Annotated in this window: 26 protein-coding genes; 18 read left to right on the forward strand and 8 right to left on the reverse strand. The window is 48.9% G+C overall.

All coding sequences use genetic code 11. The features are described from left to right. Position 1: 1 nt before the first annotated feature. The 3 genes from BFR57_RS06235 to BFR57_RS06245 are packed head-to-tail and all read right to left on the reverse strand — an operon-like array spanning position 2 to position 2,930. Entirely contained in the window at positions 2-1,114 is a 1,113-nt protein-coding gene (locus BFR57_RS06235; protein ID WP_071463150.1) for a glycosyltransferase, read from the reverse strand. Continuing rightward, positions 1,111-1,833, reverse strand: coding sequence for a glycosyltransferase family 25 protein (locus BFR57_RS06240; protein ID WP_071463151.1), 723 nt, complete (start codon positions 1,831-1,833; stop codon positions 1,111-1,113). Before BFR57_RS06240 ends, BFR57_RS06235 begins: the two co-directional genes overlap by 4 nt. Continuing rightward, entirely contained in the window at positions 1,833-2,930 is a 1,098-nt protein-coding gene (locus BFR57_RS06245; RefSeq protein ID WP_216096898.1) for a glycosyltransferase, read from the reverse strand. The genes BFR57_RS06240 and BFR57_RS06245 overlap by 1 nt, the downstream gene beginning before the upstream one ends. A gap of 75 nt (positions 2,931-3,005) precedes the next feature. On the opposite strand from BFR57_RS06245, the gene ung reads away from it, so the two are divergent. Continuing rightward, on the forward strand, positions 3,006-3,680 hold the full coding sequence (ung, locus tag BFR57_RS06250; RefSeq protein ID WP_071463153.1) for a uracil-DNA glycosylase: 675 nt from the start codon (positions 3,006-3,008) through the stop codon (positions 3,678-3,680). Here the strand turns inward: ung and BFR57_RS06255 are convergent. Then, entirely contained in the window at positions 3,667-4,179 is a 513-nt protein-coding gene (locus tag BFR57_RS06255; protein WP_071463863.1) for a cytochrome b/b6 domain-containing protein, read from the reverse strand. The two genes, ung and BFR57_RS06255, sit on opposite strands and share 14 nt — an antisense overlap. A gap of 264 nt (positions 4,180-4,443) precedes the next feature. Here BFR57_RS06255 and BFR57_RS12720 point away from each other — a divergent pair, with 264 nt between their 5' ends. Then, a complete protein-coding gene (locus BFR57_RS12720; protein ID WP_083405059.1) occupies positions 4,444-4,617 on the forward strand; it encodes a DUF3545 family protein in 174 nt (57 codons plus the stop codon). Between the two features lie 50 nt (positions 4,618-4,667). Here BFR57_RS12720 and suhB read toward each other — a convergent pair whose 3' ends face one another. Beyond that, entirely contained in the window at positions 4,668-5,465 is a 798-nt protein-coding gene (gene suhB, locus BFR57_RS06260; protein ID WP_071463154.1) for an inositol-1-monophosphatase, read from the reverse strand. A gap of 113 nt (positions 5,466-5,578) precedes the next feature. Here suhB and trmJ point away from each other — a divergent pair, with 113 nt between their 5' ends. The 3 genes from trmJ to BFR57_RS06275 all read left to right on the forward strand — a co-directional run bounded on the left by trmJ (position 5,579) and on the right by BFR57_RS06275 (position 8,015). Next, complete coding sequence (gene trmJ / locus BFR57_RS06265; RefSeq protein ID WP_071463155.1) at positions 5,579-6,304, forward strand: tRNA (cytosine(32)/uridine(32)-2'-O)-methyltransferase TrmJ; 726 nt, start codon at positions 5,579-5,581, stop codon at positions 6,302-6,304. Between the two features lie 76 nt (positions 6,305-6,380). After that, positions 6,381-6,848, forward strand: a complete 468-nt coding sequence (gene iscR / locus BFR57_RS06270; protein ID WP_071463156.1) for a Fe-S cluster assembly transcriptional regulator IscR — start codon at positions 6,381-6,383, stop codon at positions 6,846-6,848. 15 nt (positions 6,849-6,863) lie between these two features. Then, on the forward strand, positions 6,864-8,015 hold the full coding sequence (locus BFR57_RS06275) for an IscS subfamily cysteine desulfurase (RefSeq protein WP_071463157.1): 1,152 nt from the start codon (positions 6,864-6,866) through the stop codon (positions 8,013-8,015). On the opposite strand, the gene msrA is transcribed toward BFR57_RS06275, so the two are convergent. Then, positions 8,001-8,549 (reverse strand): peptide-methionine (S)-S-oxide reductase MsrA, encoded by a 549-nt coding sequence (msrA, locus tag BFR57_RS06280; RefSeq protein ID WP_071463158.1) that lies wholly within the window; start codon positions 8,547-8,549, stop codon positions 8,001-8,003. The two genes, BFR57_RS06275 and msrA, sit on opposite strands and share 15 nt — an antisense overlap. Positions 8,550-8,713: 164 nt before the next feature. On the opposite strand from msrA, the gene ndk reads away from it, so the two are divergent. The 9 genes from ndk (at position 8,714) to der (ending at position 17,852) form a co-directional block, all read left to right on the forward strand. Continuing rightward, positions 8,714-9,145, forward strand: coding sequence for a nucleoside-diphosphate kinase (gene ndk, locus BFR57_RS06285; protein ID WP_006956949.1), 432 nt, complete (start codon positions 8,714-8,716; stop codon positions 9,143-9,145). 86 nt (positions 9,146-9,231) lie between these two features. Beyond that, on the forward strand, positions 9,232-10,368 hold the full coding sequence (locus tag BFR57_RS06290; RefSeq protein WP_071463159.1) for a bifunctional tRNA (adenosine(37)-C2)-methyltransferase TrmG/ribosomal RNA large subunit methyltransferase RlmN: 1,137 nt from the start codon (positions 9,232-9,234) through the stop codon (positions 10,366-10,368). Between the two features lie 42 nt (positions 10,369-10,410). Further along, the gene (locus BFR57_RS06295; RefSeq protein ID WP_071463160.1) at positions 10,411-10,821 is read left to right on the forward strand and encodes a hypothetical protein; all 411 of its coding nucleotides are present in this window, start codon (positions 10,411-10,413) and stop codon (positions 10,819-10,821) included. Positions 10,822-10,869: 48 nt separating this feature from the next. Continuing rightward, positions 10,870-12,051: a RodZ domain-containing protein gene (locus tag BFR57_RS06300; protein WP_071463161.1), complete on the forward strand. Its 1,182-nt coding sequence runs from the start codon at positions 10,870-10,872 to the stop codon at positions 12,049-12,051. Positions 12,052-12,071: 20 nt separating this feature from the next. Further along, positions 12,072-13,190, forward strand: a complete 1,119-nt coding sequence (gene ispG / locus BFR57_RS06305) for a flavodoxin-dependent (E)-4-hydroxy-3-methylbut-2-enyl-diphosphate synthase (protein ID WP_071463162.1) — start codon at positions 12,072-12,074, stop codon at positions 13,188-13,190. A gap of 66 nt (positions 13,191-13,256) precedes the next feature. Then, a complete protein-coding gene (gene hisS, locus BFR57_RS06310) occupies positions 13,257-14,534 on the forward strand; it encodes a histidine--tRNA ligase (RefSeq protein ID WP_071463163.1) in 1,278 nt (425 codons plus the stop codon). Positions 14,535-14,543: 9 nt separating this feature from the next. Continuing rightward, positions 14,544-15,161: a tetratricopeptide repeat protein gene (locus BFR57_RS06315; RefSeq protein ID WP_071463164.1), complete on the forward strand. Its 618-nt coding sequence runs from the start codon at positions 14,544-14,546 to the stop codon at positions 15,159-15,161. Next, positions 15,161-16,399 (forward strand): outer membrane protein assembly factor BamB, encoded by a 1,239-nt coding sequence (gene bamB / locus BFR57_RS06320; protein WP_083405060.1) that lies wholly within the window; start codon positions 15,161-15,163, stop codon positions 16,397-16,399. Before BFR57_RS06315 ends, bamB begins: the two co-directional genes overlap by 1 nt. 13 nt (positions 16,400-16,412) lie before the next feature. Then, complete coding sequence (der, locus tag BFR57_RS06325; protein ID WP_071463165.1) at positions 16,413-17,852, forward strand: ribosome biogenesis GTPase Der; 1,440 nt, start codon at positions 16,413-16,415, stop codon at positions 17,850-17,852. Between the two features lie 53 nt (positions 17,853-17,905). Here the strand turns inward: der and hslO are convergent, their stop codons facing one another. Continuing rightward, entirely contained in the window at positions 17,906-18,742 is an 837-nt protein-coding gene (gene hslO / locus BFR57_RS06330; protein ID WP_071463166.1) for an Hsp33 family molecular chaperone HslO, read from the reverse strand. Beyond that, a complete protein-coding gene (gene hslR / locus BFR57_RS06335; protein WP_071463167.1) occupies positions 18,739-19,134 on the reverse strand; it encodes a ribosome-associated heat shock protein Hsp15 in 396 nt (131 codons plus the stop codon). The genes hslO and hslR overlap by 4 nt, the downstream gene beginning before the upstream one ends. 215 nt (positions 19,135-19,349) lie before the next feature. On the opposite strand from hslR, the gene gspC reads away from it, so the two are divergent. Genes gspC through gspF form a run of 4 tightly spaced genes read left to right on the forward strand, consistent with a single transcriptional unit; the run spans position 19,350 to position 25,013 of the window. Further along, a complete protein-coding gene (gene gspC, locus BFR57_RS06340) occupies positions 19,350-20,216 on the forward strand; it encodes a type II secretion system protein GspC (protein ID WP_083405061.1) in 867 nt (288 codons plus the stop codon). Between the two features lie 5 nt (positions 20,217-20,221). Further along, positions 20,222-22,309, forward strand: a complete 2,088-nt coding sequence (gene gspD, locus BFR57_RS06345; protein ID WP_071463169.1) for a type II secretion system secretin GspD — start codon at positions 20,222-20,224, stop codon at positions 22,307-22,309. Continuing rightward, a complete protein-coding gene (gene gspE / locus BFR57_RS06350) occupies positions 22,302-23,783 on the forward strand; it encodes a type II secretion system ATPase GspE (RefSeq protein ID WP_071463170.1) in 1,482 nt (493 codons plus the stop codon). The genes gspD and gspE overlap by 8 nt, the downstream gene beginning before the upstream one ends. A 3-nt stretch (positions 23,784-23,786) precedes the next feature. Continuing rightward, positions 23,787-25,013 carry a type II secretion system inner membrane protein GspF gene (gspF, locus tag BFR57_RS06355; protein WP_071463171.1) on the forward strand — a complete coding sequence of 409 codons (1,227 nt, stop codon included), beginning with the start codon at positions 23,787-23,789 and terminating at the stop codon, positions 25,011-25,013. Positions 25,014-25,015 lie beyond the last annotated feature (2 nt).

Consider the following 25,015-nt stretch of genomic DNA (forward strand, 5'->3'; position numbering starts at 1 on the left):
CTTATTGGATACTCTCTAAGTACCGGTTTACCGCGTACTCTGGCGTCACTTTATCGCGCAATGCCCACTGATCATAGTCAATGGTCACTGGTTCGTTTAGCATAGCCACCAAACGTTCAGCCAACGCATTCGGGTCATTCATCGGTACCAGCCAATCTTCCAAAATACCCTCAGCGATTTCTGTCGGACCACACTGACACCGTGTCGAAACAAACGGTGTGCCACATACAACAGACTCGACAAGTACGTTAGGTAGACCCTCAAAATCTGAGCTTAACGCCAAACATTGCGCTTGTTTAATCCATGGGAACGGATTGTTTTGAAATCCGGGCACAATCACATCGTCGTGTGCATCAAACCGATCGAGTAAGCGCTTAAGCTTTTTATCTTTGCGAGTTAACAGCACTAATTTAACGTCGGGACGGTGTTGGCGAACCTGCTTAAACGCAGCTAATAGTACATCATGGCGTTTTGCCTTTGCGCAACGACCGATATGAATAACATAGGGCGTATCAGGAATCGCATCATTACTCTGCGCAGCTTGTTGCTGGATATCTTCCCAGTCAATCGGATTGTGGATCGATTCGACTGTACCGAGTGGTAACCAATCATGAGCAGCCGAATATTCCCGTGCCAATTCATCAGATACCGCGATAACGTGTTGATCTTTGAGTGACAACTTTTTGCGCTTTAGTCGCCAGTGTTTTAACCAACTCATACGGCGTGCGGTAGTCATCTCACCCTCGAGCGAGGTATGCACCACATAGCGCTTGGGAATATCACGCGGTAAGCGACGCACCACCCAATGCGCTTCATCTAAATGGGCAAACAACGCGTCAATGCGGGTGTCGCTGTCTCCCTCGATTGTTTTTAAGCAGCGCTCAAGGGACGCAACCATTTGCTTTGATTTACCCAGTAAATCGATATTCTTGGTGTTCTCAAATGGCAGCATATGAATGTTGTTGAGCTTTTCGATGTCGTAAACGCCCTTAGTGCACAACACAACAATATGGTGATCGATTCCACGCTTGAGAAACTGTTCATGTAAGCGTAGACAGACTTTTTCGGCGCCACCGCCTGTTAAGGTCGGTATCACGGTAACTATCGTTGTCATCGGTGGCTCGCTTTTTTTAATTTAAATTTGATAGATTCCTTTAGCTTTGTCCAACGGCGCTGCTTCAGGTCTTTGCGTTGTGCCATTTGCTGAATTTCGCTTTCCGCATCACTGACATTGGCAACGTAGGGTACCAATCCCTGCACTTGGATACCAAGCTCCCATTCCCACTGCAGATCCACATCGATAGCACGGAAAAACGGTGGGCGATGAGCCAGTAAGGCATGTGCCCCTTTTAAACTGACAGCCTGTGCGACTGTACCTGTAGGTGCTTTAGGGTAGTCCACCAGCGTAAAGTTGTTAATCAAGAGACGTGTTTGATACGGGCGCTTTTTAAACGGATTAGCTAATTTAATGTAATCCCAAGCCTGTGTTTGGGTTAACTGTTCGATCTCAGCGATCGCCTTGGGAAAGTCGTCGTCGAGTACCAAGTCGTCCTCTAACACAATGGCGAAATCAAGCGCTTCAGCGATGATGCGTCGCCAACAATTAACATGACTGAGATAACAACCCATTTCACCAATGGTCAGATTATAAGCCGTACGGCGCTCGGCTTGCTCAATGTCAAAGGCTGTATCAATCTCTGCCTTAGTGAGTTGAGAGCCATCAACCGCGGCAATACGCTCAAAAGGCACATTCAGCCGATTCAATTGCTGCGCCGCTTTTTCTAAACGCTCAGTGGAGCGATCTAAGTTAATGAGGAAAACTTTGTAATTCATCAGCGGCTCGATCCTTGCTGTAAACGCTTAAACAGCGCCAGATAATGCTGGCTCATATGTGCTTGGGTATACTGTGATAATGCATCTTGACGTGCCTTTGCACCGAGTTGGTTACAGAACGCATCATCGCTTAGTAGTCGTTCAATTTGATCCGCCAAGTGCTCGGCGTCTTGGTGACGATGAGTCAGGCCATTGCACTCCTCAGCGATGACTTCTTGTACGCCAGGTACTTGACTGCCTATCACCGCGCAACCCGCTGCCATAGCCTCTATCAAGGTCAACGGCATACCTTCATAATGGGTACACTGGACAAAAATACGCGTGTTTTTAAGCAATTCAGGTACATCCGAACGATAGCCCGCAAACTCGATCTGAGCGTCCAGCCCTAACGCTTGCACCTGTTGCTTTAATGGCTCAACAACACGCGCTTTACCCTTACCAATCAGTTGTAGCTTAACCCTGACCCCGCGCTGTTGCAAAATACCGATTGAGGCGATTAGCGTGCGGTGATCCTTCTGTTTGGCGATGCGCGCCACCATGATAACGTCACCCGCGCGTTCCGAGGCAGGTTTGGGTAACTCTGAAAATGCATCGGGCTTAATGCCATTGCTAATCGCTGTGCATTTGTCAGCGTCATAACCTCGCTTAAGGAGTACTTGGCGGACACCTTCCGAACAGCCAACAATGGCATCCGTGACAGTATTCAATTTGCGCGACAGCCAATAGCGAAATCGGGTGTAACGCTCTCGAGTGTTGTGTTCCACTTGAATAATATGTGGCACACCCGCCAAGTAAGCGGCCAGACGGCCCCATAAATGTTCGCTAAAACCATGGGCAACAAAAACATCAGGTTTTAACTGGTGACACAGGCGTACGAGCGCAACGACGGTTGTGAGGTGTAGCCAGTTATTAACGACATACACGCGTATGCCTTCCTGCCTGAGTGCTTCGACCCGCTGTTTCGGCATGTGACTTTTCTTTCGAAGCACTAAAATGCTCTCTACGTCGGGCTCGTGTTGCGTCGCACGCACCAAGGATAGAGCGACCTGTGTAGCGCCGCCGGAAAAACCACCCGTAACAAAATGAATGACTCGCAAAAACGATGTACCTTTTAAAACCCAGCTATTGAGTGGCATTATAGGGCAAAGTTAATCATCAAGTAAGGTCGTATCATGGCAAAAGCATGGCAGCCACTGCTCGCCGAGGAAAAGCAAAAGGACTACTTCGTACAACTCATGCAACGGGTCGAACAAGCGCGAGAAACCGAGGTCATCTTTCCACCCGAATCGGAGGTGTTTAACGCGCTTAAACTGACTGCGCCTGAGCAGGTTAAAGTCGTTATTTTGGGGCAAGACCCTTACCATGGGCCGGGACAAGCGCATGGCTTGAGCTTTTCGGTACCTGAGGGCGTTAAATTGCCACCCTCATTGCGGAATATTCTCAAGGCAATTATGCAAGATTACCCCGAAGCACAAGCACCGACTCATGGTGATTTAACGGCTTGGGCGCAACAAGGTGTGCTGCTACTTAACACGGTACTTACCGTGGCACAGGGTCAGGCACATAGTCATGCCAACTGGGGTTGGGAAACCTTCACAGACACGGTGATCGAGCGCTTAGCTAACGAGTACGAAAACATTGTCTTTATGTTGTGGGGGGCTCATGCACAGAAAAAAGCAGCGCTTATTCCAAACGATAAGCATTGCATTTTAAAAGCGCCTCACCCATCACCGTTATCCGCACATCGCGGTTTTTTCGAGGCGCGCCACTTCGTACAAGCCAATGACTATTTAACGGCTCATGGGCGCGCACCGATTCAATGGGCGCCAGGTGTTAACGGTGCTTAGCCTGACGGTGGAACTGCTTGATGGCTGCCAACATATGAAGCGTAATTAAGCCAGGTAGGACATAAGTGGCGAGTAACTTATGTATCTCTTCGGCCGGTTCGTGAAGCACTGACCAACTCGACAGGTCGATAAGCCAAGTCGTCTGCGATGTCAGTGCGATAGATTCACCCTCGGTAAATAGATAAAGCGGACCGGTGATTAATACCACCAACAAAGTCAGTAACATTAAACTTTGTAGCCACTTGGCAAACTTAAAGGTGGCCTGCTCATCAGCGTCGGGCTGACGGAATCCCGCAATCGTTCTAAAACCGATTCGTATCAACAAAAATAGACCTAAGTAGAAACCTGTGGTGACATGAATGCCCTCAACTGCGTGTTTAAAAGCGCGCTCGTCGGCAAATAGCATCATAAATCCAAGCGTTAACATAATCGACAAGGCAATCACGGTCAGCCAATGCATCAGTTGAGCAAGTGCAGAATAGTGTGTGGAAGTATTCATAATCTCAGACTCTTTCATTTGTTTACTAAAGCCTATGCGGAAAAGCTTAAATTTAGCTTAAGCTCAAGCAACTTTGCATAACTCCTTGATTACAAATGGCTATATCATGATCCATGTCACGCAAGCTTCATCACCGGTTAACATTTTTGAAACAAATTCCTTTTATTCTCGCTCGGAGTGTGGTAATTAATCATATGTGAACAAATTGTTGAACAGTTTGTTTTGTGCGCTAATCCATAATTATAATGATACTGAGAGGTAGTCATGGACCATTCAGAAGAGCTTCAAAAAGTAAGTGAGAAATCATCGAAAGGACGCACAACGAAGCGTAAATGGCGTGAGATAGAACAACTCAAAGAAAAGTATCGTCTACGCGAAGAGCTGACTGATATCGATTCTTCATTCGATATCGACTTAGAAGAAATCGAGCTCCGCTAAAACAAAAAGGCCGGCAAATTTGCCGGCCTTTGTCGTTCTTATCATCGCGTTTAGTCGTTGCTTTCTGGCTTCTTACGCAATTGTGCGAGCATCTGCTTGAGCACCTTAGGCGCGCCGGCCACGATATGGCCGCTTTGAACATAATTGTGACCGCCGTCAAAATCGGTCACGATGCCGCCTGCTTCTCGCACAAGAAGATCGCCGGCCATCAAATCCCAAGGCTTCAAGCCCAACTCGAAGAAGCCATCGTAACGACCCGCTGCAACATAGGCGAGGTCAAGGGCTGCTGCACCGGCGCGACGCATATCTGCACAACGCTCGAATAAGCGACCAAACATCGCTTGATATTCATCGTAGCGGTGTTTCGCTTTAAAAGGGAAACCAGTTGCGAGTAACGCACCATTGAGTTCGGTCAATGGCGACAGACGGAGACGACGTCCGTTGAGCTGAGCGCCCGCGCCACGTGATGCGGTGAATAGTTCTTCGCGTACAGGGTCGTAAACGACGCCTTGTTGCACCGTGCCTTTGTGAACAACAGCAATAGAGATACAGAAGTGTGGAACACCGCGCAAGTAATTTGTTGTGCCATCCAACGGATCGATAACCCACTGAAAGTCGTTATCTTTTCCTGTTTGCGTGCCGCTTTCTTCAGCGATAATACCGTGTTCAGGATACGCTTTTTTAATGGTATTGATGATCGCTTGCTCTGCCGCCTGATCCATTTCAGATACCCAATCATTAGGGCCTTTGGCGGTAGCATCGATAGGTTGACCCTGATCGAACTCTTTAAGCAAAATTTTACCGGCTGCACGCGCTGCGCGCACCGCAATGTTTAACATCGGATGCATTTTCAAATTACCTGTGCTGTGAAAGAACGAATTTTAAGGTCGCGCATATTACCAGTGTTGAGGTAGAATGCGCAACTTTTCTACACTGGGTAAACTTAGATAAAGGCACTGTCATGCTCGATAACGTTCGAATTGTACTGGTGAATACCTCACATACCGGCAACATTGGTTCCGTCGCGCGGGCGATGAAAACCATGGGTTTTAGCGATCTAGTATTAGTCGACCCGGTTTCGGAGCCGGACAGCCATGCATCGGCGCTCGCTGCTGGCGCCACCGATATTCTAGCTAACGCACGTATTGTTGAACGACTTGACCAAGCGATAGATGACTGTGGATTAGTGCTTGCGACAAGCGCACGTAATCGCACGCTCGACTGGCCTTTGCTTGGCCCACGTCAAGCGGCAGGGCAAGTGTTAAGTGAAGCGCCAAAATATCCTGTTGCCATTGTATTTGGTCGCGAAAACAGTGGTCTAACGAACGAAGAGTTACAGCAGAGTCATTTTCATTTACATATTCCGACCAACCCTGACTATGGTTCGCTGAACTTGGCGATGGCCGTTCAAACCGTCTGCTACGAAGTGCGCATGCAGTTCCTTGAACAGGACGAAACGCCCGAAGTCACTCAAGCGTACCCTCGCGTTGAGGCACTAGAGCAGTTTTACCAACATTTAGAGTCGACGTTGACAGATACGGGCTTCATTATTCGCCAACATCCAGGGCAGGTGATGACCAAGTTGCGACGCTTATTTAATCGCGCGCGACCAGAAGAAAATGAGCTTAATATTTTACGCGGCATTCTTGCTTCAGTGGATAAACAGACGAAAAATTCGGACTCGTAGAATACTTGACTAATTTAGTCGGAAAAGTACACTAATTAGGAGAAAGATCATACTGAGCTATTAAAGGGGGAGATTGATGCGTCTGACTTCAAAAGGTCGCTATGCTGTGACAGCGATGCTCGACGTTGCGATGTTTGCAAAGCAAGCACCTGTACCCCTGGCTGATATCTCAGAGCGCCAAGGTATTTCTTTGTCTTATCTCGAGCAACTCTTTGCTCGTTTGCGTAAACGCGGGCTGGTACTGAGCGTGCGGGGGCCGGGCGGTGGCTACCGCTTGGGTCGCGATGCCGATTCAATTTCTGTAGGTGCAGTCATTGATGCTGTAGACGAGTCAATAGACGCGACCAAATGCCAAGGCAAAGGCAACTGTCACAATGGTGAACAGTGCTTGACCCATTCGCTCTGGGAGGGCCTCAGTGATCGTATCGCACAGTTTCTGGATGGAATTACCCTCGCGGAATTAATGGCGACCAAGGAAGTGGCGCAAATTGGTAACCGTCAAGCAGGCGAGCATAGTCAGAAAATAGAGCTTAATGTGCTGTAATATCGGAGAGTTGTTTTGAAACAGCCGATCTACTTAGATTACGCGGCAACCACGCCCGTGGATAAATCCGTCGCAGATGCCATGATGAAGTACTTAACAGCGGATGGCATTTTTGCTAATCCAGCATCGCGCTCACACCGTCTCGGTTGGCAGGCGGAAGAGGCGGTGGACATTGCACGCAATCAAGTCGCGGATTTAATCAACGCGGATCCGCGTGAAATCGTTTTCACCTCAGGTGCGACAGAATCGGATAATTTAGCACTCAAGGGTGTCATGCATCAGGCGCGTAATAAGGGAAAACACCTTATTACTGTAGCGACAGAGCACAAAGCTGTTATTGATCCGGCATTGCAGCTTGAGCGTGAAGGTTTTGATGTGACGTTTTTATCAGTCGATAAAGACGGCTTGATAGATAGCCAAGCATTGCAACAAGCGTTCCGCGAGGACACCGTGTTAGTCAGTGTGATGCACGTAAACAATGAGCTGGGTGTTATTCAAGATATCCCAGCCATCAGTGCATGCTGTCGGGAAAACAACGTACTGCTGCATGTCGATGCCGCGCAAAGTGCAGGCAAGCTGCCACTTGATGTAGAACAACTCGGTGTAGACTTGCTTTCTATATCGGCACACAAAATGTATGGGCCAAAAGGAATAGGTGCGCTCTATGTGCGTCGTAAACCTAAAGTACAACTTGAGGCTGAAATGCACGGGGGCGGGCATGAACGCGGTATGCGTTCGGGTACCTTGGCGACCCATCAGATTGTTGGTTTAGGCGAAGCGGCGCAGCTTGCCCGTCAACGCTTAGACGATGATCGTGAACATTACAGCGCGTTAAGTCAGCGGTTTCTCGAAAAGTTACTAGCTGAACCAGGCATCAAACTCAATGGTCATCCGTCCCAGCGCGTTCCCAACATCATGAATATCAGCTTCGCCAACGTCGAGGGTGAACTGCTGTTAATGTCGCTGAAAGACTTAGCGATCTCATCGGGATCAGCCTGCACTTCGGCGAGTGTTGAACCGTCTTATGTGTTGCGCGCGATTGGCTTAGCGGATGAATTGGCGCATGCATCATTACGCTTTAGCGTAGGCCGCGACACCACCATGGAAGAGATGGAATATGCCGCGGATCATGTGTTGAATACTTACCGCGTGTTAGCTGCGCAGTAATTCAGCGAAGGTTTTACGGAATTTTGCCAGCTTAGGTGAAATAACCGCTTGGCAATACGGGTTCTCCGGGTTGCGATTAAAGTAATCATCATGGTAATCCTCGGCACTGTAAAAGGTGTCGAGCGGTGCGACTTCAGTCACAATCGGATCTTCAAACACTGCATCGTTTTCGAGTTCATCAATGAGTTCAAGCGCGATCTGTTGCTGCTCGTCATCATGATAAAAGATAGAAGTGCGATATTGTGTACCCACATCGTTACCTTGACGATTCACTTGGGTGGGATCGTGTAAGGTAAAAAAGATTTCTAAAATTTGACGATAACTGATAATCGACGGATCAAACGTTAACTGTACAACCTCTGCATGACCGGTATCGCCATTGCAGACCTGTTTGTACGTTGGATTCTCGGTTGTGCCGCCAGTGTAACCTGACTGCGCCGATTCAATGCCTTTAAGTTGGTTAAATGCTGATTCAATACACCAAAAACATCCACCGCCTAAGGTAGCTTTTTGGAACTGGGTCGTATTCGACATATGACGGACTCCTTTTGGACGTCTACAAGGCTAAACGTTTTTCGATACTAGCTGAGAACGAGTTAAAAAACAATCAATAGATATTCGATTTTTTCCGAGATCTAACGTATAATTCGCGCGGAAATTTTCACCTCTGGTTAAATACCCATTTTGGAGTAAAAAAGATGGCTTTAGAGCGCACTTTATCAATTATTAAGCCCGACGCGGTTGCGAAAAACTTAATCGGCGCAATCTACAATCGTTTCGAAAGCGCAGGTCTGCGTATCGTAGCGTCAAAAATGATGCACTTGAGCAAAGAGCAAGCTGAAGGCTTCTATGCCGAGCACAGCGAGCGTCCTTTCTTTGGCGCATTGGTTGAATTCATGACTTCAGGTCCAATCGTAGTACAAGTATTGGAAGGCGAAGAAGCTATCCTGAAAAACCGTGAAATCATGGGTGCAACCAACCCTGCCGACGCATTGGCGGGTACGCTTCGCGCAGACTATGCTGAAACTATCGACGAGAATGCAGTACACGGTTCTGACGCAGCTGAAACAGCAGCACGTGAAATCGCGTACTTCTTCAGCGATGAAGAGATCTGCCCACGTACTCGATAAGTCTCGCTTCATGAGCAAGACTGATCGTTTAACGAATGAAATCGTGCGCCCTCTGGCGCACGGTACTTTTTAGATACAGGAAATTTATGACCAACGCTATCGATAAAAAAGTGAATCTTCTAAACCTGAACCGCGATGGGATGAAAGCCTTTTTCAAAGATATGGGCGAAAAACCATTCCGTGCCGATCAGGTCATGAAATGGCTCTATCACTTTTGTGTCGACGACTTTGATGAGATGACCAATCTCAACAAAGGACTACGCGAGAAGCTCAAACAATGTGCTGAAATTCGCGCACCAGAAATTCGTGAACAACAGCAATCGAGCGATGGCACCATTAAATTCGTGATGACATTGTTTGATGGTCAAGACGTTGAAACTGTTTGGATCCCAGAGCGTGACCGCGCCACATTGTGCGTCTCGTCACAGGTAGGCTGTGCCCTTGAGTGCACTTTCTGCTCAACCGGTCAACAAGGTTTCAACCGTAACCTCAACGTAGCGGAAATCATTGGCCAAGTGTGGCGTGTGAATCAGCTACTCGGAGCCTATGGTAAAACAGGTATCAAACCTGTGACTAACGTAGTTATGATGGGGATGGGCGAACCGCTGCTCAACCTCAACAATGTGGTGCCAGCGATGGACCTCATGATGGATGATTACGGTTTTGGTTTGTCGAAACGTCGAGTCACCTTGAGTACCTCAGGTGTGGTACCGGCATTGGACAAGCTACGCGAGCAAATCGATGTAATGCTCGCTATTTCGTTGCATGCGCCTAACGACGAACTGCGCAATGAAATCGTACCGATTAATAAAAAGTACAACATCGAACAGTTTTTAGAGTCGAGTCGTAAATACGTGGAGCAGTCAAAAGCTCAGCATAAAGTGACAGTTGAGTATGTCATGCTTGATCACGTAAACGACTCGATGGATCAAGCGCATGAGCTCGCTCGTACGCTTAAAGATACACCGAGCAAAATCAACCTGATTCCGTTTAATCCATTCCCAGGTTCTGACTATGGTCGTTCGAGTAATTCGCGTATTGACCGTTTCGCTAAAGTATTAATGGACTATGGTTTTACCGTCATGGTTCGTAAAACTCGAGGCGACGATATCGATGCCGCATGCGGTCAGTTGGTCGGTGATGTCATTGATAGAACTAAACGTATTCTAAAGCGCCAACAAGCACAGCGTGGCGGCAGCTCGATTGAGGTGAAGTCGAGCTAATCAGAAGCGGCGCACTCGAGTCACTAATGAAGGAGTGTCTCAGTGCGTTGGTTGCTAATTATCTTGATGAGTTGGGGGTTAAGCGCGTGTGCTGCGACAGGACGTAGCGCGGCCGCCGATGCTCATTTACGCGCAGGGATGGCGTATCTGAAGCAAAATCAATTGGATCATGCTGAACGTCATTTAAAGCAAGCATTTCTCACCGCTCCACGACGCATCGACACCGTGTTAGCGCTCGGTCACTGGTATTTAAGTAAAGAACGTGTCAATTCCGCGTTGCTACTTTACCAAGAAGCATTATCATGGCAACCTATGAGCGGAGTTCTGCACAACAATTATGCGGTAGCGCTGTGTTTATCAGGTCAGCACCAAGCGGCTGAGCGCGCATTTGCCCAAGCCAAACGCTTAGGCGCGCAATCAGGTCAGCAAAATAACTGTGCACAACGTCGCTAGAATGCAATTCGCTTAACTTTAGTTAAACTAGGGAACGACCCAAAGATCATGACTGCCGATAACTCATCTGCAAATAACAGCTCAAGCGCGGACCAAAATAACGAACAACTCATGTCGTCGCCAGAGCAACCGAGTCGCCCAACAGCAGGCCCAGGGCATATACTCAAACAGGCGCGCGAAGCAAAATCGATGACGCCGCGTGAGGCTGCCGATCGCTTACGCTTGCGACTGCAAGTGATTGAACTCATCGAAGCAGATGATTATACCACTTTCTCAACCACGACCTTTGTCAAAGGCTATTTGCGCGCCTATGCCAAACTACTGGGTGTTGACCAAAGCCATATCGATGAGGCGTATAAGTCACTCAATATCCAAGAACCTGAAAGCACGCCGATGCAAAGCTTTTCGCGTCGTGTTAAACATCAAGAAAGCGATAACCGATTGATGATGATTACTTGGTTGGTGGTTGTAGTCGTTATCGCGTTAGTGATTTGGTGGTGGCAAGACAGCGATTTGAGCTTCTCGAAGCTGAGCAATGACGTTGAACAAGCAGTCACTGAGCAAAGCGAATCAACGCAACCAGAAAACATCGACGATACGCCGACCTTACGTCAATCAAACGAATCTCAAGCGCCCACATCGGGTGAGCAGCCTGTGCTTGAATCTGAAGTCAGCGCGGCGGATGCAAGTACCTCATTAAGTATCAATGACCCTGCCCAACAGGATGAGCTGAATCCAGACGCTATCGAGCAGCCCGTTTCAGAGGTGCCAGAAACGTCCTCGAGCCAGCAAGCAAGTCCAGAAGTGACAGAGCAAGAGTCGGGCGATAACGTCGTCAACGATTCGGGTGACACAGGCGCTCAAGAGCCAGTGGTCGAAACCGATCCAGCTGTGTCAGAGAATGCAGATAATACAGAGAATGCAGAGAATACAGAGAATACAGAGAATACAGAGAATACAGAAAATACCGCAGATACCGCACCAACCGCTACTTTGGTGATGGAATTTAGTGAAGAATGCTGGGTAAAAGTTGAAGACGCCGATGGCGAAGTACAGGCGATTGGTACCAAGGCACAGGGCTATCGTATGCCGGTACCAGGCTCAGCACCGTTTTCGGCAACCATCTGTAAGCCTGCCGCGGTAACTATAACCTACGCGGGTAATACGCTAGACTTGTCACAATATCGCCAAGATCGTGTGGCACGATTAACGATTCCTTCAAGCAATTAAGAGACTGAGTGTAAGCCGTTATGATGCACGAAAATCCAATTAAGCGCAGACCTTCCCGTCGGATTTATGTAGGTAATGTGCCGATTGGAGACAATGCGCCCATTGCCGTTCAGTCGATGACCAACACTGAAACAACCGACGTACAAGCCACTGTTGAGCAAATTAACCGTATTGCAGCAGCGGGGGCCGATATTGTTCGCGTCTCGGTGCCGACCATGGATGCGGCAGAAGCGTTTAAGCTGATTAAGCAACAAAGCCCTGTTCCTTTAGTCGCAGATATTCACTTCGATTATCGTATTGCACTCAAAGTGGCTGAATACGGTGTCGATTGTTTGCGAATTAACCCAGGTAATATCGGTCGCGAAGACCGCATTCGCGCCGTAGTCGATGCGGCACGAGATAAGAATATTCCAATTCGCATTGGTGTGAACGGCGGTTCGTTAGAGCGTGAATTGCAAGAGAAGTATGGTGAACCGACGCCGGAAGCGCTCGTTGAATCTGCCTTGCGACACGTCGATATCTTGGACCGTTTAGACTTTCAAGATTTTAAAGTCAGCGTTAAAGCATCCGACGTGTTCTTAGCGGTAGAATCGTACCGTCTTTTAGCTAAGCAAATCGAACAGCCGTTGCACTTAGGTATTACCGAAGCCGGTGGCCTTCGCAGTGGTTCGGTTAAATCGTCCATTGGCTTAGGCATGTTATTAGCAGAAGGCATCGGTGATACATTACGTGTGTCACTTGCCGCGGATCCTGTTGAAGAGATCAAAGTGGGCTTTGATATGCTTAAATCGCTGCGTATTCGCTCGCGCGGTATTAACTTTATTGCTTGCCCCAGCTGTTCGCGACAAGAATTCGACGTGATTTCTACGGTGAATGCGTTGGAGCAACGACTTGAGGACATCACCGAGCCAATGGATGTTTCTGTTATTGGCTGTGTGGTCAATGGTCCCGGTGAAGCATTGATTTCAGAAGTCGGTCTTGCTGGTGCAAAAAGCAAGAGTGGCCTGTATATTGGCGGTGAGCGCCAAAAACTGCGACTTGATAACAATGATCTGGTGGATCAATTAGAAGCTCAGATCCGTGAACGCGTTGAATATGTCAAAAAGCATCGCATTGACGTAAAAGAAATCGACAACTGATTTTACCCGCCGTCGTAAAGACTCTATAATACGCGCTTATTTTGTAGGCTAAACGGAAGAGTGACCGTGGCAAAGACCATCCAAGCAATTCGAGGAATGAACGACCTGTTACCTGAGCAAACAGCTGCTTGGCAACAGGTCGAGGCAATTATCCGTCAAGTTGCCGCAAGCTATGGCTACCAGGAAATACGCATGCCCGTGCTCGAGAGCACGGCATTGTTTAAACGTTCTATTGGTGAAGTGACCGATATCGTCGAAAAGGAAATGTACACCTTTGACGATCGTAACGGCGAGAGTGTGACCTTGCGCCCAGAGGGCACCGCCAGTTGCGTGCGTGCCGGTAATCAACATGGCTTGCTGTATAATCAGATTCAGCGTTTGTGGTACATGGGTCCCATGTTCCGCTACGAGCGCCCGCAAAAAGGTCGCTATCGTCAATTCCATCAATTTGGTATCGAGACTTTTGGCCTCGCGGGCGCGGATGCGGACGCTGAAGTCATTTTATTGTCAGCCCGACTCTGGAAGGCGCTGGGTATGGCCGACCAAGTTGAGTTACAGCTTAACTCGCTTGGCTCAAATGAAGCGCGTGCACGCTATCGTGATGCATTACGGGACTATTTAGAACAGTACAAGAGCGAGTTAGACGAAGATAGTCAACGCCGACTAGACTCTAATCCTTTGCGTATTTTGGATTCGAAAGACGCCAATACGCAGCAATTGTTAGAACACGCCCCGAAGCTATCGGACTATTGGGATGAAGAGTCTAAACAGCACTTCGATGAGTTAAAGGCCCGCCTTGATGCCGCAGGCATTGAATATGTACTCAACGAGCGCCTCGTGCGTGGTCTTGATTACTATAACCGCACCGTGTTCGAATGGGTCACTACCGCGTTAGGTGCTCAAGGTACCGTTTGTGCCGGTGGCCGTTACGATGGTTTGGTTGAGCAACTGGGTGGCAAGGCAACACCGGCTGTTGGCTTCGCGATGGGCATGGAACGTTTAGTATTGCTGTTACAAGAGCAAGAAAAGCTTGCGCCGCGCCGCGCTGTCGATGCCTACCTAATGCCTTTAGGTGAAGCTGCGGAACTTAACGCCCAAGCTGTTGCCGAAAAGCTGAGAAATGAACTGCCGGACCTGCGCATCGTCGTGCATAGCGGTGGTGGCGCAATGAAAAAGCAAATTAAGAAAGCCGATAAATCCGGTGCTGAAGTGGCGCTGATTTTAGGCGAGAATGAATTAGAAAATAATCAGTTGACTGTCAAACCCTTGCGGACGACTGATGACCAACAAACATTCGGTTGGAGCGAGTTGATTGTCGCGCTCAAGCCATTGACACAAGAATAGGGGTGTCCTGTGGATCAAACAGAAGAACAACAAGTAGAACGAATTAAAGAGTTTTGGGCCGAACACGGTAAAGGCATCATCGCAGGCGCGATTATTGGCTTAGGTCTGTTCTTTGGTTGGCGCTATTACGATAAAGCGACCATCGAGGCGCAGAACACAGCGTCACGTGGCTATGAAGCCGTGGTGAGCCAGCTCAATGCCGGCGAAGAAGGTGCAATCACTAACGCACAGAGCTTTATTAAATCGCATCAGGATTCACAGTACGGGTATTTAGCTGCGTTGCAATTGGGTCGCTTTGCGGCACAAGAGGGCGACCTCGCAACCGCGGTTACGTCATTCCAATCGGTGATTGATGGTGGTGCAGATGATAACTTATCTGCGATTGCCCGTGTGCGTCTTGCTCGTGTATTAACCGCACAAGAGCAGTTTCAACCAGCATTGGATGTACTCAACGCAGAGTTACCCAAAGCTTATTTAGCATTCGCTAACGAAATTAAAGGCGATGTTTATGCCGCTCAAGGCGATATAGCTAAAGCGCGTGAAGCCTATGAAAGCGCACTGAACAGCGATGGTTCAACACTGTCTCCGGCAGTAGAACTTAAACTCAACAGCTTGGCGAAGTCATAATGCAGTCTAAAACAGCGATGAAATCTCTATTTCGTACCAGTCTGATTGCCTTAGCAGGGCTTTCACTGTCGGCGTGTTCTCTTTTCGGTGATGACGACGAAAAAATCACTGTGGCTCCGTTACAACCCGTGAGTCAGCAGGTGGATACGCGTATCAAATGGGAGCGTTCAGTTGGTGACGGTGTTGGTGAATACTTTTCTCGCCTGAATCCGACCGTCGCCTACGGTAAGGTGTTTGCCGCAGACCGGCAAGGTGTGGTGAAAGCGTTTGATAAAGAAACCGGTAAAACGCTATGGGAAGTTGAGTTACATGATCTTATCGAGATCAACGAAGGTGTTGATGACGGATGGTTTAGCGGCTTGTTCTCATCACCATTTCCTGCGCGCATCTCAGGTGGCCTCGTTGCCCAGTACAATAAGCTGTTTTTAGGCACCGAAAACGGCGATGTTGTCGCGATCGACACCGAAACAGGTGAGCTCGCATGGCACGCTGAAGTGGGTAATGAAGTGACGTCTGACCCAGCTGTCGGTGAAGGTATGGTCGTAGTTCACACCACCGGTGGTAAAGTGATTAGCTTATCGGCAGATACCGGTGAGCAAAACTGGGTTCACGAATATCAAACACCCACGCTAACATTGCGCGGTGCATCAGCGCCCAGCATTGTCAGTGGTGGCGTGATTCTGGGAGATTCTTCTGGTCGTGCATCCGTATTGATTGGTACCAATGGCCAGCAAGCGTGGACCCAAGCGGTTGGTGACCCAACCGGCGCAACCGAGTTAGAAGCCCTTGCAGATATCGACTCAAACCCTGTTGTTGTCGGTGGCGTTATTTACATGATTGCCTACAACGGTGAACTTGCCGCACTTGAGCTACGTTCGGGCGAAGTTCGCTGGAAGCGTGACTACAGCGCCTATGAAAACCTGCACATCAATGGCGGAAATATCTATCTAACCGATTCAAATAGCCATGTGTTTGGTCTGGATTTGCGCGGCGGTATCGAGCAATGGAGCAACAACGAATTGTTCGGTCGTGCATTAACAGGACCAACGATCGTTAACAATCATTTAGCACTCGGTGATTTTGAAGGTTACCTGCACTGGTTATCGCCGAGTTCAGGCGAAATTATCGGCCGTATGGACTTAGGTGGAGACGGGATCTACGCTCAACCAGTCGTTGACGGCAATACGATTTACGTACAAACCCGCGATGGTGACTTATACGCCATCGAGGTTAATTAGGAAGTACTCATACATGTTACCTGTCGTGGCCTTAGTAGGCCGACCCAATGTAGGCAAATCTACATTATTTAATCGTTTAACTCGAACTCGGGATGCGCTCGTAGCAGACTTCCCGGGTTTGACCCGTGATCGTAAGTATGGCCAAGCCAATTATGACGGTTATCAGTTTATAGTTGTCGATACCGGCGGTATTCACGGTGACGAAGAGGGCATCGACGAGGTGATGGCCAAACAGTCGCTGCAAGCGATTGAAGAGGCTGATGTTGTCTTGTTCTTAGTGGATGCGCGTGATGGCGTCACCGTGGGTGACCAAGCGATCGCAACCCATCTACGCAAACAAAAGAAAAAAGTCTATCTGGTTGCCAACAAAATCGATGGCATCGACGCTGACTCAGCGATGGCTGACTTTTATTCGCTTGCGCTAGGTAATCTCTATGGTATCGCTGCAGCGCATGGTCGCGGTGTCGAGTATTTATTAGATTCGTGTTTCAAGCCGCTAGCCGATGATTACCCAGACGTTATCGTTCCAGATGCGCCTGACAGCGAAGATCTTGAGCACGATGAAATTGATTATGAAGCATTGCCGCTAAAGCTGGCTATAGTCGGTCGTCCGAACGTCGGTAAGTCAACGTTGACCAACCGTATTCTCGGTGAAGACCGGGTGGTCGTGTTCGACATGCCGGGTACCACGCGCGACTCCGTGTACATCCCCATGGAGCGAGATGGACGTGAGTATGTCTTGATCGATACCGCAGGTGTGAGACGCCGCGGGCGTATCGATGAAGCGATAGAAAAATACTCAGTGGTAAAAACCTTGCAGGCAATCGAAGATGCTAACGTAGTGTTAGCTGTCATTGATGCGCGCGAAACCATCAGCGATCAAGATCTGAACTTGATAGGTTTTGCACTAAATGCAGGTCGTTCTATCGTGATTGCGGTAAACAAGTGGGACGGTTTGCAGCAAGACCATAAAGATGAGATCAAACGAGAACTCGATCGTCGCTTGGGCTTTGTCGACTTTGCCCGTTTGCATTTCATCTCAGCGTTGCATGGCACCGGCGTGGGTCACTTATTTGAGTCCGTTGAGGAAGCCTATAAGAGTGCGACCCAACGTGTGTCGACTTCTAAGTTGACCAAGATCATGGAGATGGCGCAAGAAGAGCACCAACCACCGTTAGTGGGCGGTCGCCGAGTGAAATTGAAATATGCGCACGCAGGGGGCTATAACCCACCGCGTATCGTGATCCACGGTAATCAGGTCACTCGCTTGCCGGGTTCTTATCAGCGTTATTTAACGAACTATTTTCGTAAGGCGCTCGGCGTCATGGGAACACCCATCAAAGTCGAGTTCCGTGAACCTAAAAACCCGTATGCAGGTAAGAAGAACAACCTGACGCTATCGCAGCAACGCAAACGTCGTCGCTTGATGAAGTTTGTTAAAAAGAGCAAATAGCACAAAAAAAGAGGTCCTCAAGACCTCTTTTTTTATCAACACCTAGCGAACGGTTACGCGAAATCTTCGTCTTTAAAGACATATTCCGTCAGACAATAGTCACACGTCATGACAATCTCGCCATCCTGCTCAAGGATCTGTTTAAGCTCGTCGACAGGTACCGAAGCCAAAGCCTCTAGAGTACGCTCTTTTGAACAGCCGCAAACAAAACGGACCGGTTGCGATGGATACATATGTACGGTTTCTTCGTGATACAGTCGGTGCAGCAGTTGTTCAGCCGGAAGCGTAAACAACTCTTGTGCGGTCACGGTATCCGTCAAGGTGGCCAGGTGCTCAAAGCCTACCATGTCTTTACCAGAGGCCGGCATGCGCTGCAAAAACATACCCGCAGCATGCTCACCATCGGCAAATAACCAAACGCGCGTCGACAACTGTTCAGACTGTTCGAAGTAGTCTTGAATCACTTCGGCCAATGAATCTGCATCAGCACTGACAACGCCCTGATAGCGCTCGCCATCCTGCGGGGTCAAGGTAATAATCAGTTGCCCTTTACCTATCAGGCTGCGTAAGTCCGTTTCACCAATATCAGCGCGTACCCGGGCAATACCGCGTAGTTCTAACGCATGGTTACCATTAACGGCAACAAAGTTGACCGGCCCATCACCTTGCAGTTGCACCGCAATATGACCTTCAAATTTGAGTGTCGCAGTCAGCAACGAAACGGCCGCCATCATTTCACCGAGCAGCTGTTGTACCGCGGGATGATACTGGTGTCCTTTAATTAGGCTTTGGTAACTACTGGTTAGTTGCACCATCTCACCGCGCACATCTTGCTCAGCAAAGCTGTAGCGCGCGAGTTGATCGGTTGGATAGTCAAGCTGGGTTGTCATGTATTACCACCATCTTTCATTTTAATCAGTTGCCGACGTTGTTTTTTGTCCGGCCGCTTGTCGGGGTGTGGATTGTAAAGCGCATTCAGTTTACGCGCCTCAGCATTCTGCTCGCGTTTTTCTATACTCGCTTCAGATTCTTGGTACAGTAATTGTGCCTCGGGCGCTCCCCGTCGTTGCTCGCTCAGCGCCAACACTTCGACTTCTTTGCTATCAAAGCCTTGTCGTAAGGTAATTCGATCACCTACCTGCACGAGTTTAGAGGGCTTACTGCGTTTACCCGCAACATGGACCTTGCCCGACTGCACCATCTGACGCGCAAGCGCCCGAGTCTTATAAAATCGAGCTGCCCAGAGCCATTTGTCGAGCCTTACACCGCTGTCTTGTGTCATAAAATCGTCACGAAAATATTATAAAATTAGTGTTAATCGATTGTTGACTACTCGTGCCTACGCTACAATGCCAAAACATCAAAATTGTATAATTCGACGATGCGACACTAGCGCTAGCCACCAAGTTGCGTATATTGTATCAAATTCCTATACGGATGTAGCGCATTGCTTCGGTAAAACAACAACGATAAAAGTGAATTAAATTGATAAGCCTAATGCCATCAACCCAGAACGCGAATCAGTGGATATCCCGTTCCGTAACTGTAGTTACGGTGCTTTTGTGGATATGGGTCGTCATTGTTGCGGCGCAAGCGACTTGGTGGTTTATGACGCCCTCACCTGAAACACAACAGCGCCCTAACGTTGATGTGCGTGCGCAAAACCGCGATAACCAAAGTGTCGACCTCGCTAAACTACAGCAATTACCGATTTTTGGTCGTCAGCAGGCGGGTACGCAGTCGCGCGGTAATGATTACGCCAACGCCCCTAAAACGTCTTTAAATGTCCGTCTCGTAGGCGTTTCCGCAAGTTCACGCCCGGAGCGCTCAGCCGCTATAATCGAACAAGCAGGCAAGCAGTCGACTTATATAGTTGGCGACGCTATTGGTCGCAGTCGTGTCACGGTGGAGCAAATTCTCGCTGACCGTGTCATTTTAGATAACGGTGGACGCTTAGAGACACTGCAATTAGAAGACATTGGCGAAGATCGTCCCGCCCTGTCATTGGTGGTAGAGAGCAGTGAAGCCGAAGCGAATAAAGCAAATAACACCTCGGATGCGTTACAGCGGGTCAAACGTGACCCCGATCAGTTACTCGATTATGTGTCTATCGCACCCGTTTTAGAACAAGGTAGTCTGCAAGGCTACCGTCTCTCGCCTGGGAATCAGGCCGATATTTTTTACCAAGCAGGCTTTCAGGAAGGTGACCTAGCCGTCGCGATTAACGGCTACGACTTGACCGATATGCAACAAGCCTCAGAGCTGAGCAGCCAGTTACAGGGTGCGACCGAAGCGACAGTGACGGTGCTACGTAACGGCGAGCGTATTGAGCTGAGTTTGCAGCTTCCTAACCAGCAGGAATAATAATTATGACAGTTACTCGTTTTGGTCCAAAAACATGGTTGAGCGCGCTGGCTATCGCTATTGGTTCGGTATCAATGACAATGCCCGCGCCGTCAATTGCGCAAGAGTACGCCGCTAGTTTTAAAAATACGGATATCACCGAGTTTATCCAAGTTGTCGGGCGTAACTTGGGCAAAACTATCATCATCGATCCCAATGTACGTGGCACCATTGATGTGCGTAGCTACGACGTGATGAATCAAGAGCAGTACTACCAATTCTTTTTGAACGTCTTAGAAGTCTACGGCTTTGCCGCCGTGCAAATGGATTCCGGCGTGATTAAAGTCATCCGTGATAAAGACGCTCAACACGCGCCTTTACCGGTCGTCGCAGGTGACCAAAAGGAACAGGGTGACACCATGATCACTCGCGTGGTGCCGGTAGAAAACGTCTCAGTGCGCGAGTTGGCTCCGTTATTACGTCAGTTAAACGACCAAACGGGCGGCGGCATGGTGGTGAGCTATGACCCGTCTAACGTCATTATGATGACAGGCCGTGCCGAAACGATCTCACGTTTAGTACAAATTATTGAACGTGTTGATAAAGCCGGTGACCAAGATGTCGACATCGTCGAACTGCAGTATGCTTCGGCACGTGAACTCGTTGGCATTGCTCAAAACCTGTTCGAAAAAGCCAACGCGGATGGCACACCCGCATTATTGATCCCGAAAATTGTCGCTGACGAGCGCAGTAATAGCGTGATTGTCAGTGGTGAACCACGCGCGCGTTCGCGAGTTGTGAAATTGATAAAACAACTCGACCAAGATCTTAAAACTGAGGGCAATACCCGCGTGTACTACCTCAAGTATGCTCGCGCTGAAGAGATGGTTGAGGTGTTACAAAACGTCAGTCAGTCGATCAAAGCGGAAGAAGCGAAACAAACGGGTCAAAACTCGATTCGTAACCGCTCGGATAACAGCATTAGTATTAGCGCGCACGAGTCGACGAATACTGTCGTTATCACAGCTGAACCCGATATGTTGTCGGCACTTGAGAATGTCATCCGCGACCTCGATATTCGTCGTGCGCAAGTACAAGTCGAAGCTATCATCGTCGAAGTACTCGAAGGCGATAACGTCGATTTTGGTATTCAGTGGATTAGTGAAGACGGTGGTTTAGTTCAATACAATACGGGTAACCAAGTGCCTATCGGTAGTTTAGCCGCAGCGGCATACCAAGCACGCCCACGTGAAGGCACATCAGTCACCACAGTCAATGATAACGGTCAAACCGTGACAACCACCAACCCAGAAGAGCGCGGTAACCTAGATTTACTTGCTAATCTATTGGGGAGTGTTAACGGCATGATGTTCGGCACCATCAAAGATGATTGGGCCGCGGTTGTTCAAGCTATCTCGCAAGATACCAACTCAAACATCTTGGCAACACCGAGCATTGTCACCGTCGACAATGAAGAAGCAAGCTTCTTAGTGGGTCAGGAAGTGCCGACCATTACCGGGTCGACCTTAGGTAATGATAACGACAGTCCATTCCAAACCGTCGACCGCCAAGAGATAGGTATTAAGCTCAAGGTTACCCCGCAAATTAACGAAGGCAACGCGGTACAAATGGTTATTGAACAGGAAGTATCGAGTCTGAGTGGTGCGACTTCGGTCGACGTGATCGTGAACAAACGCGAACTCAAAACCACCGTGATGGCAGAAGACGGCGAGACTATCGTACTGGGTGGTCTTATTGATGAGGATGTGCAAGAGTCGGTCTCTAAAATTCCTTTGCTCGGCGATATTCCGTTTTTAGGTCGCTTGTTTAGCTCGACCTCGACCTCAACACAAAAACGTAATTTGATGGTGTTTATTCGTCCCACCATCGTACGCGACGGTAGCAAGCTCTCTGATATCAGTAAGCAAAAATACAATTACATGCGTGCACTGCAGCTGGATCGCCGTTCACGGGGCGTTGCGCTGATGCCGGATAAAGAAACACCAGTGATGAACGACTGGAACAGCGATTTAACCTTGCCGCCGAGCTTTGAGGAGTACCTCAACGAAAAGGGCGCGATTAAAGAAGAGTTAAAAGAGCAGCAAGATGACTGATGCCAGCAATATTGCCACAAAGCGCTTACCTTTTAGCTTTGCTAAGCGTTTTGGCGTTGTGGTTGAAGATGGCGAGCCGCCCGTCGTGCATCATCGCGACGGCACGTCAGCGGAAACACTACTTGAGGTACGGCGTCGTTTAGGCGAGGTATTTACCTTGCAACGGCACGATACCGAAGCATTTGAGCGTTTGTTGACCCAAGCCTATCAGCGCGACTCATCCGAGGCGAAACAACTGATGGAAGATATCGGCAATGAGTCCGATTTATTCTCATTAGCCGATGAGCTGCCGCAAACCGAAGACTTATTAGAAAGTGAAGACGACGCGCCTATTATCAAACTGATCAACGCGATGTTGAGCGAGGCGATTAAAGAAGGTGCGTCAGATATTCACATCGAAACTTACGAGAAGCAGTTAACCATTCGCTTTCGTATCGATGGTGTTCTGCGTGAGGTGCTGACACCTAATCGCAAGCTGTCTTCATTGTTGGTTTCGCGTATTAAAGTTATGGCGCAGCTGGATATTGCCGAAAAGCGAGTGCCACAAGACGGACGTATCTCTTTACTGATTGCCGGACGCGCTGTCGATGTGCGGGTTTCGACTATGCCATCGAATCACGGTGAGCGCGTGGTGCTGCGCTTGTTAGATAAAAACAATGCCCGTCTTAATCTCGAGCAACTCGGTATGACAGAAGCCAACCGCGAAGTATTCGCCGAGCTGATCCATAAACCTCACGGTATTATCTTGGTTACCGGTCCTACCGGCTCGGGTAAATCGACCACGCTCTATGCCGGACTGACCGAAATTAACTCGAAAGACCGCAACATTTTGACAGTCGAAGACCCGATAGAATACGCAATTGATGGTATCGGGCAGACGCAAGTTAATCCGCGTGTTGATATGACCTTTGCACGAGGCTTACGCGCGATTTTGCGTCAGGATCCGGATGTTGTCATGGTCGGTGAGATCCGCGATATCGAAACCGCACAAATTGCTGTACAGGCGTCGTTAACCGGTCACTTGGTTTTGTCGACGTTGCATACCAATACCGCAGCGGGTGCGATAACACGCTTAGAAGACATGGGCGTAGAGCCATTCTTGTTGTCGTCAAGCCTACTCGCCGTGTTGTCACAGCGTTTGGTACGCACCTTGTGCCCAGACTGTAAGCAGCCGCATCAGGCAGATGAAAAGGAACGGGCGTTACTCGGTGTGACCGACTCAGCGTTGACAATTTACCGAGCGCAAGGTTGCGAAAAGTGCAACCAGACCGGTTATCGCGGACGTACGGGCATACACGAACTCATCGAAGTGGATGAGCACGTACGTGAGCTAATTCATAACGGCCACGGCGAGCAATCCATTGAACGCTATGTGCGTAAGAATACCCCGAGCATTCGCAGCGATGGTTTGGCGAAAGTACGCAATGGCGTAACCACCCTTGAGGAAGTTTTGCGCGTGACGCGCGAGGAGTAATCTGTGGCGGCTTTTGAGTATCATGCGCTGGCGGCAGATGGGCGTAAGAAGAAAGGTATCATTGAAGCGGACACCATTCGCCAGGTGCGTCAGCAATTACGCGACCAAGGGCTCATCCCTATGGATGTTATGCCCGCTGCAGAACAAGAGCAGAAAAAAGGGCAACAGCAAAACCGCTGGCGTCGTGTACGCCGCGTCAAAGCGCAAGATCTAGCGCTGATTACCCGTCAGTTATCGACCTTGGTCAACTCGGCTTTACCGATCGAACAGTGTTTGCTCGCCGTGGCTGATCAAAGTGAAAAGCCACGCATGAAACAACTACTCATGGCGGTGCGCAGTAAAGTGGTAGAAGGCTATGGTCTAGCAGAGGCGATGGCGGAATATCCGGGGGTGTTCGATTCGCTCTACACAGCGATGGTCGCTGCCGGTGAAAAGTCAGGCCACTTGGACCAAGTCCTGGATGAGTTAGCCGATTACACCGAACAACGCCAGCATATGAAGAGCCAGTTGACGCAAGCCTTGGTGTATCCGGTCATGCTGACATTGGTAGCGATCAGTATTGTGATCTTTCTGCTGGTGTCTATTGTGCCGCAAATCGTGCACAACTTTTCTACCCTCGGACAGACGTTACCACCCACCACTCAATTTATGATTGGTTTATCGGAGTTTTTGCAGAACTGGGGCTTGTTTATCTTAGCCGGAATTGTGGTGTTGGTGTTTGCGTTTAAACAATGGTTAAAGAAACCCGAACACGAACTTAAATATCACAAACGGCTGTTGAAGCTGCCGTTGCTGGGTCGAGTGATTCGCGGCGTCAGTACGGCGCGCTTCGCGCGTACCCTGAGTATCCTCACATCATCGGCAGTGCCGTTACTCGATGGGCTTAAAATTACCGCCACGGTGATTGGTAACCGTGCGATCAGAGAAGCCGTGGACGAAGCGGCAACGCGGGTACGTGAGGGTGCATCACTGCGTGCGGCATTGCAAGAAACCGGTTTGTTTCCACCAATGATGCTTCATATGATCGCCGCAGGTGAGAAATCCGGTGAGTTACAGCAAATGTTGCGACGCACCGCAGATAACCAAGACAGAGAATTTGAATCATTGGTGCAAATATCACTCAAAGTCTTTGAGCCGGTGCTTATCGTTTCGATGGCCGGGATTGTATTCTTTATTGTATTGTCAATTATTCAGCCAATTTTGCAGTTGAACCAGAGTATAGGGTTTTAAAT

The sequence above is a fragment of the Idiomarina sp. MD25a genome (genome assembly GCF_001870515.1).
In the GTDB taxonomy this organism is placed as follows: Bacteria; Pseudomonadota; Gammaproteobacteria; order Enterobacterales; family Alteromonadaceae; genus Idiomarina.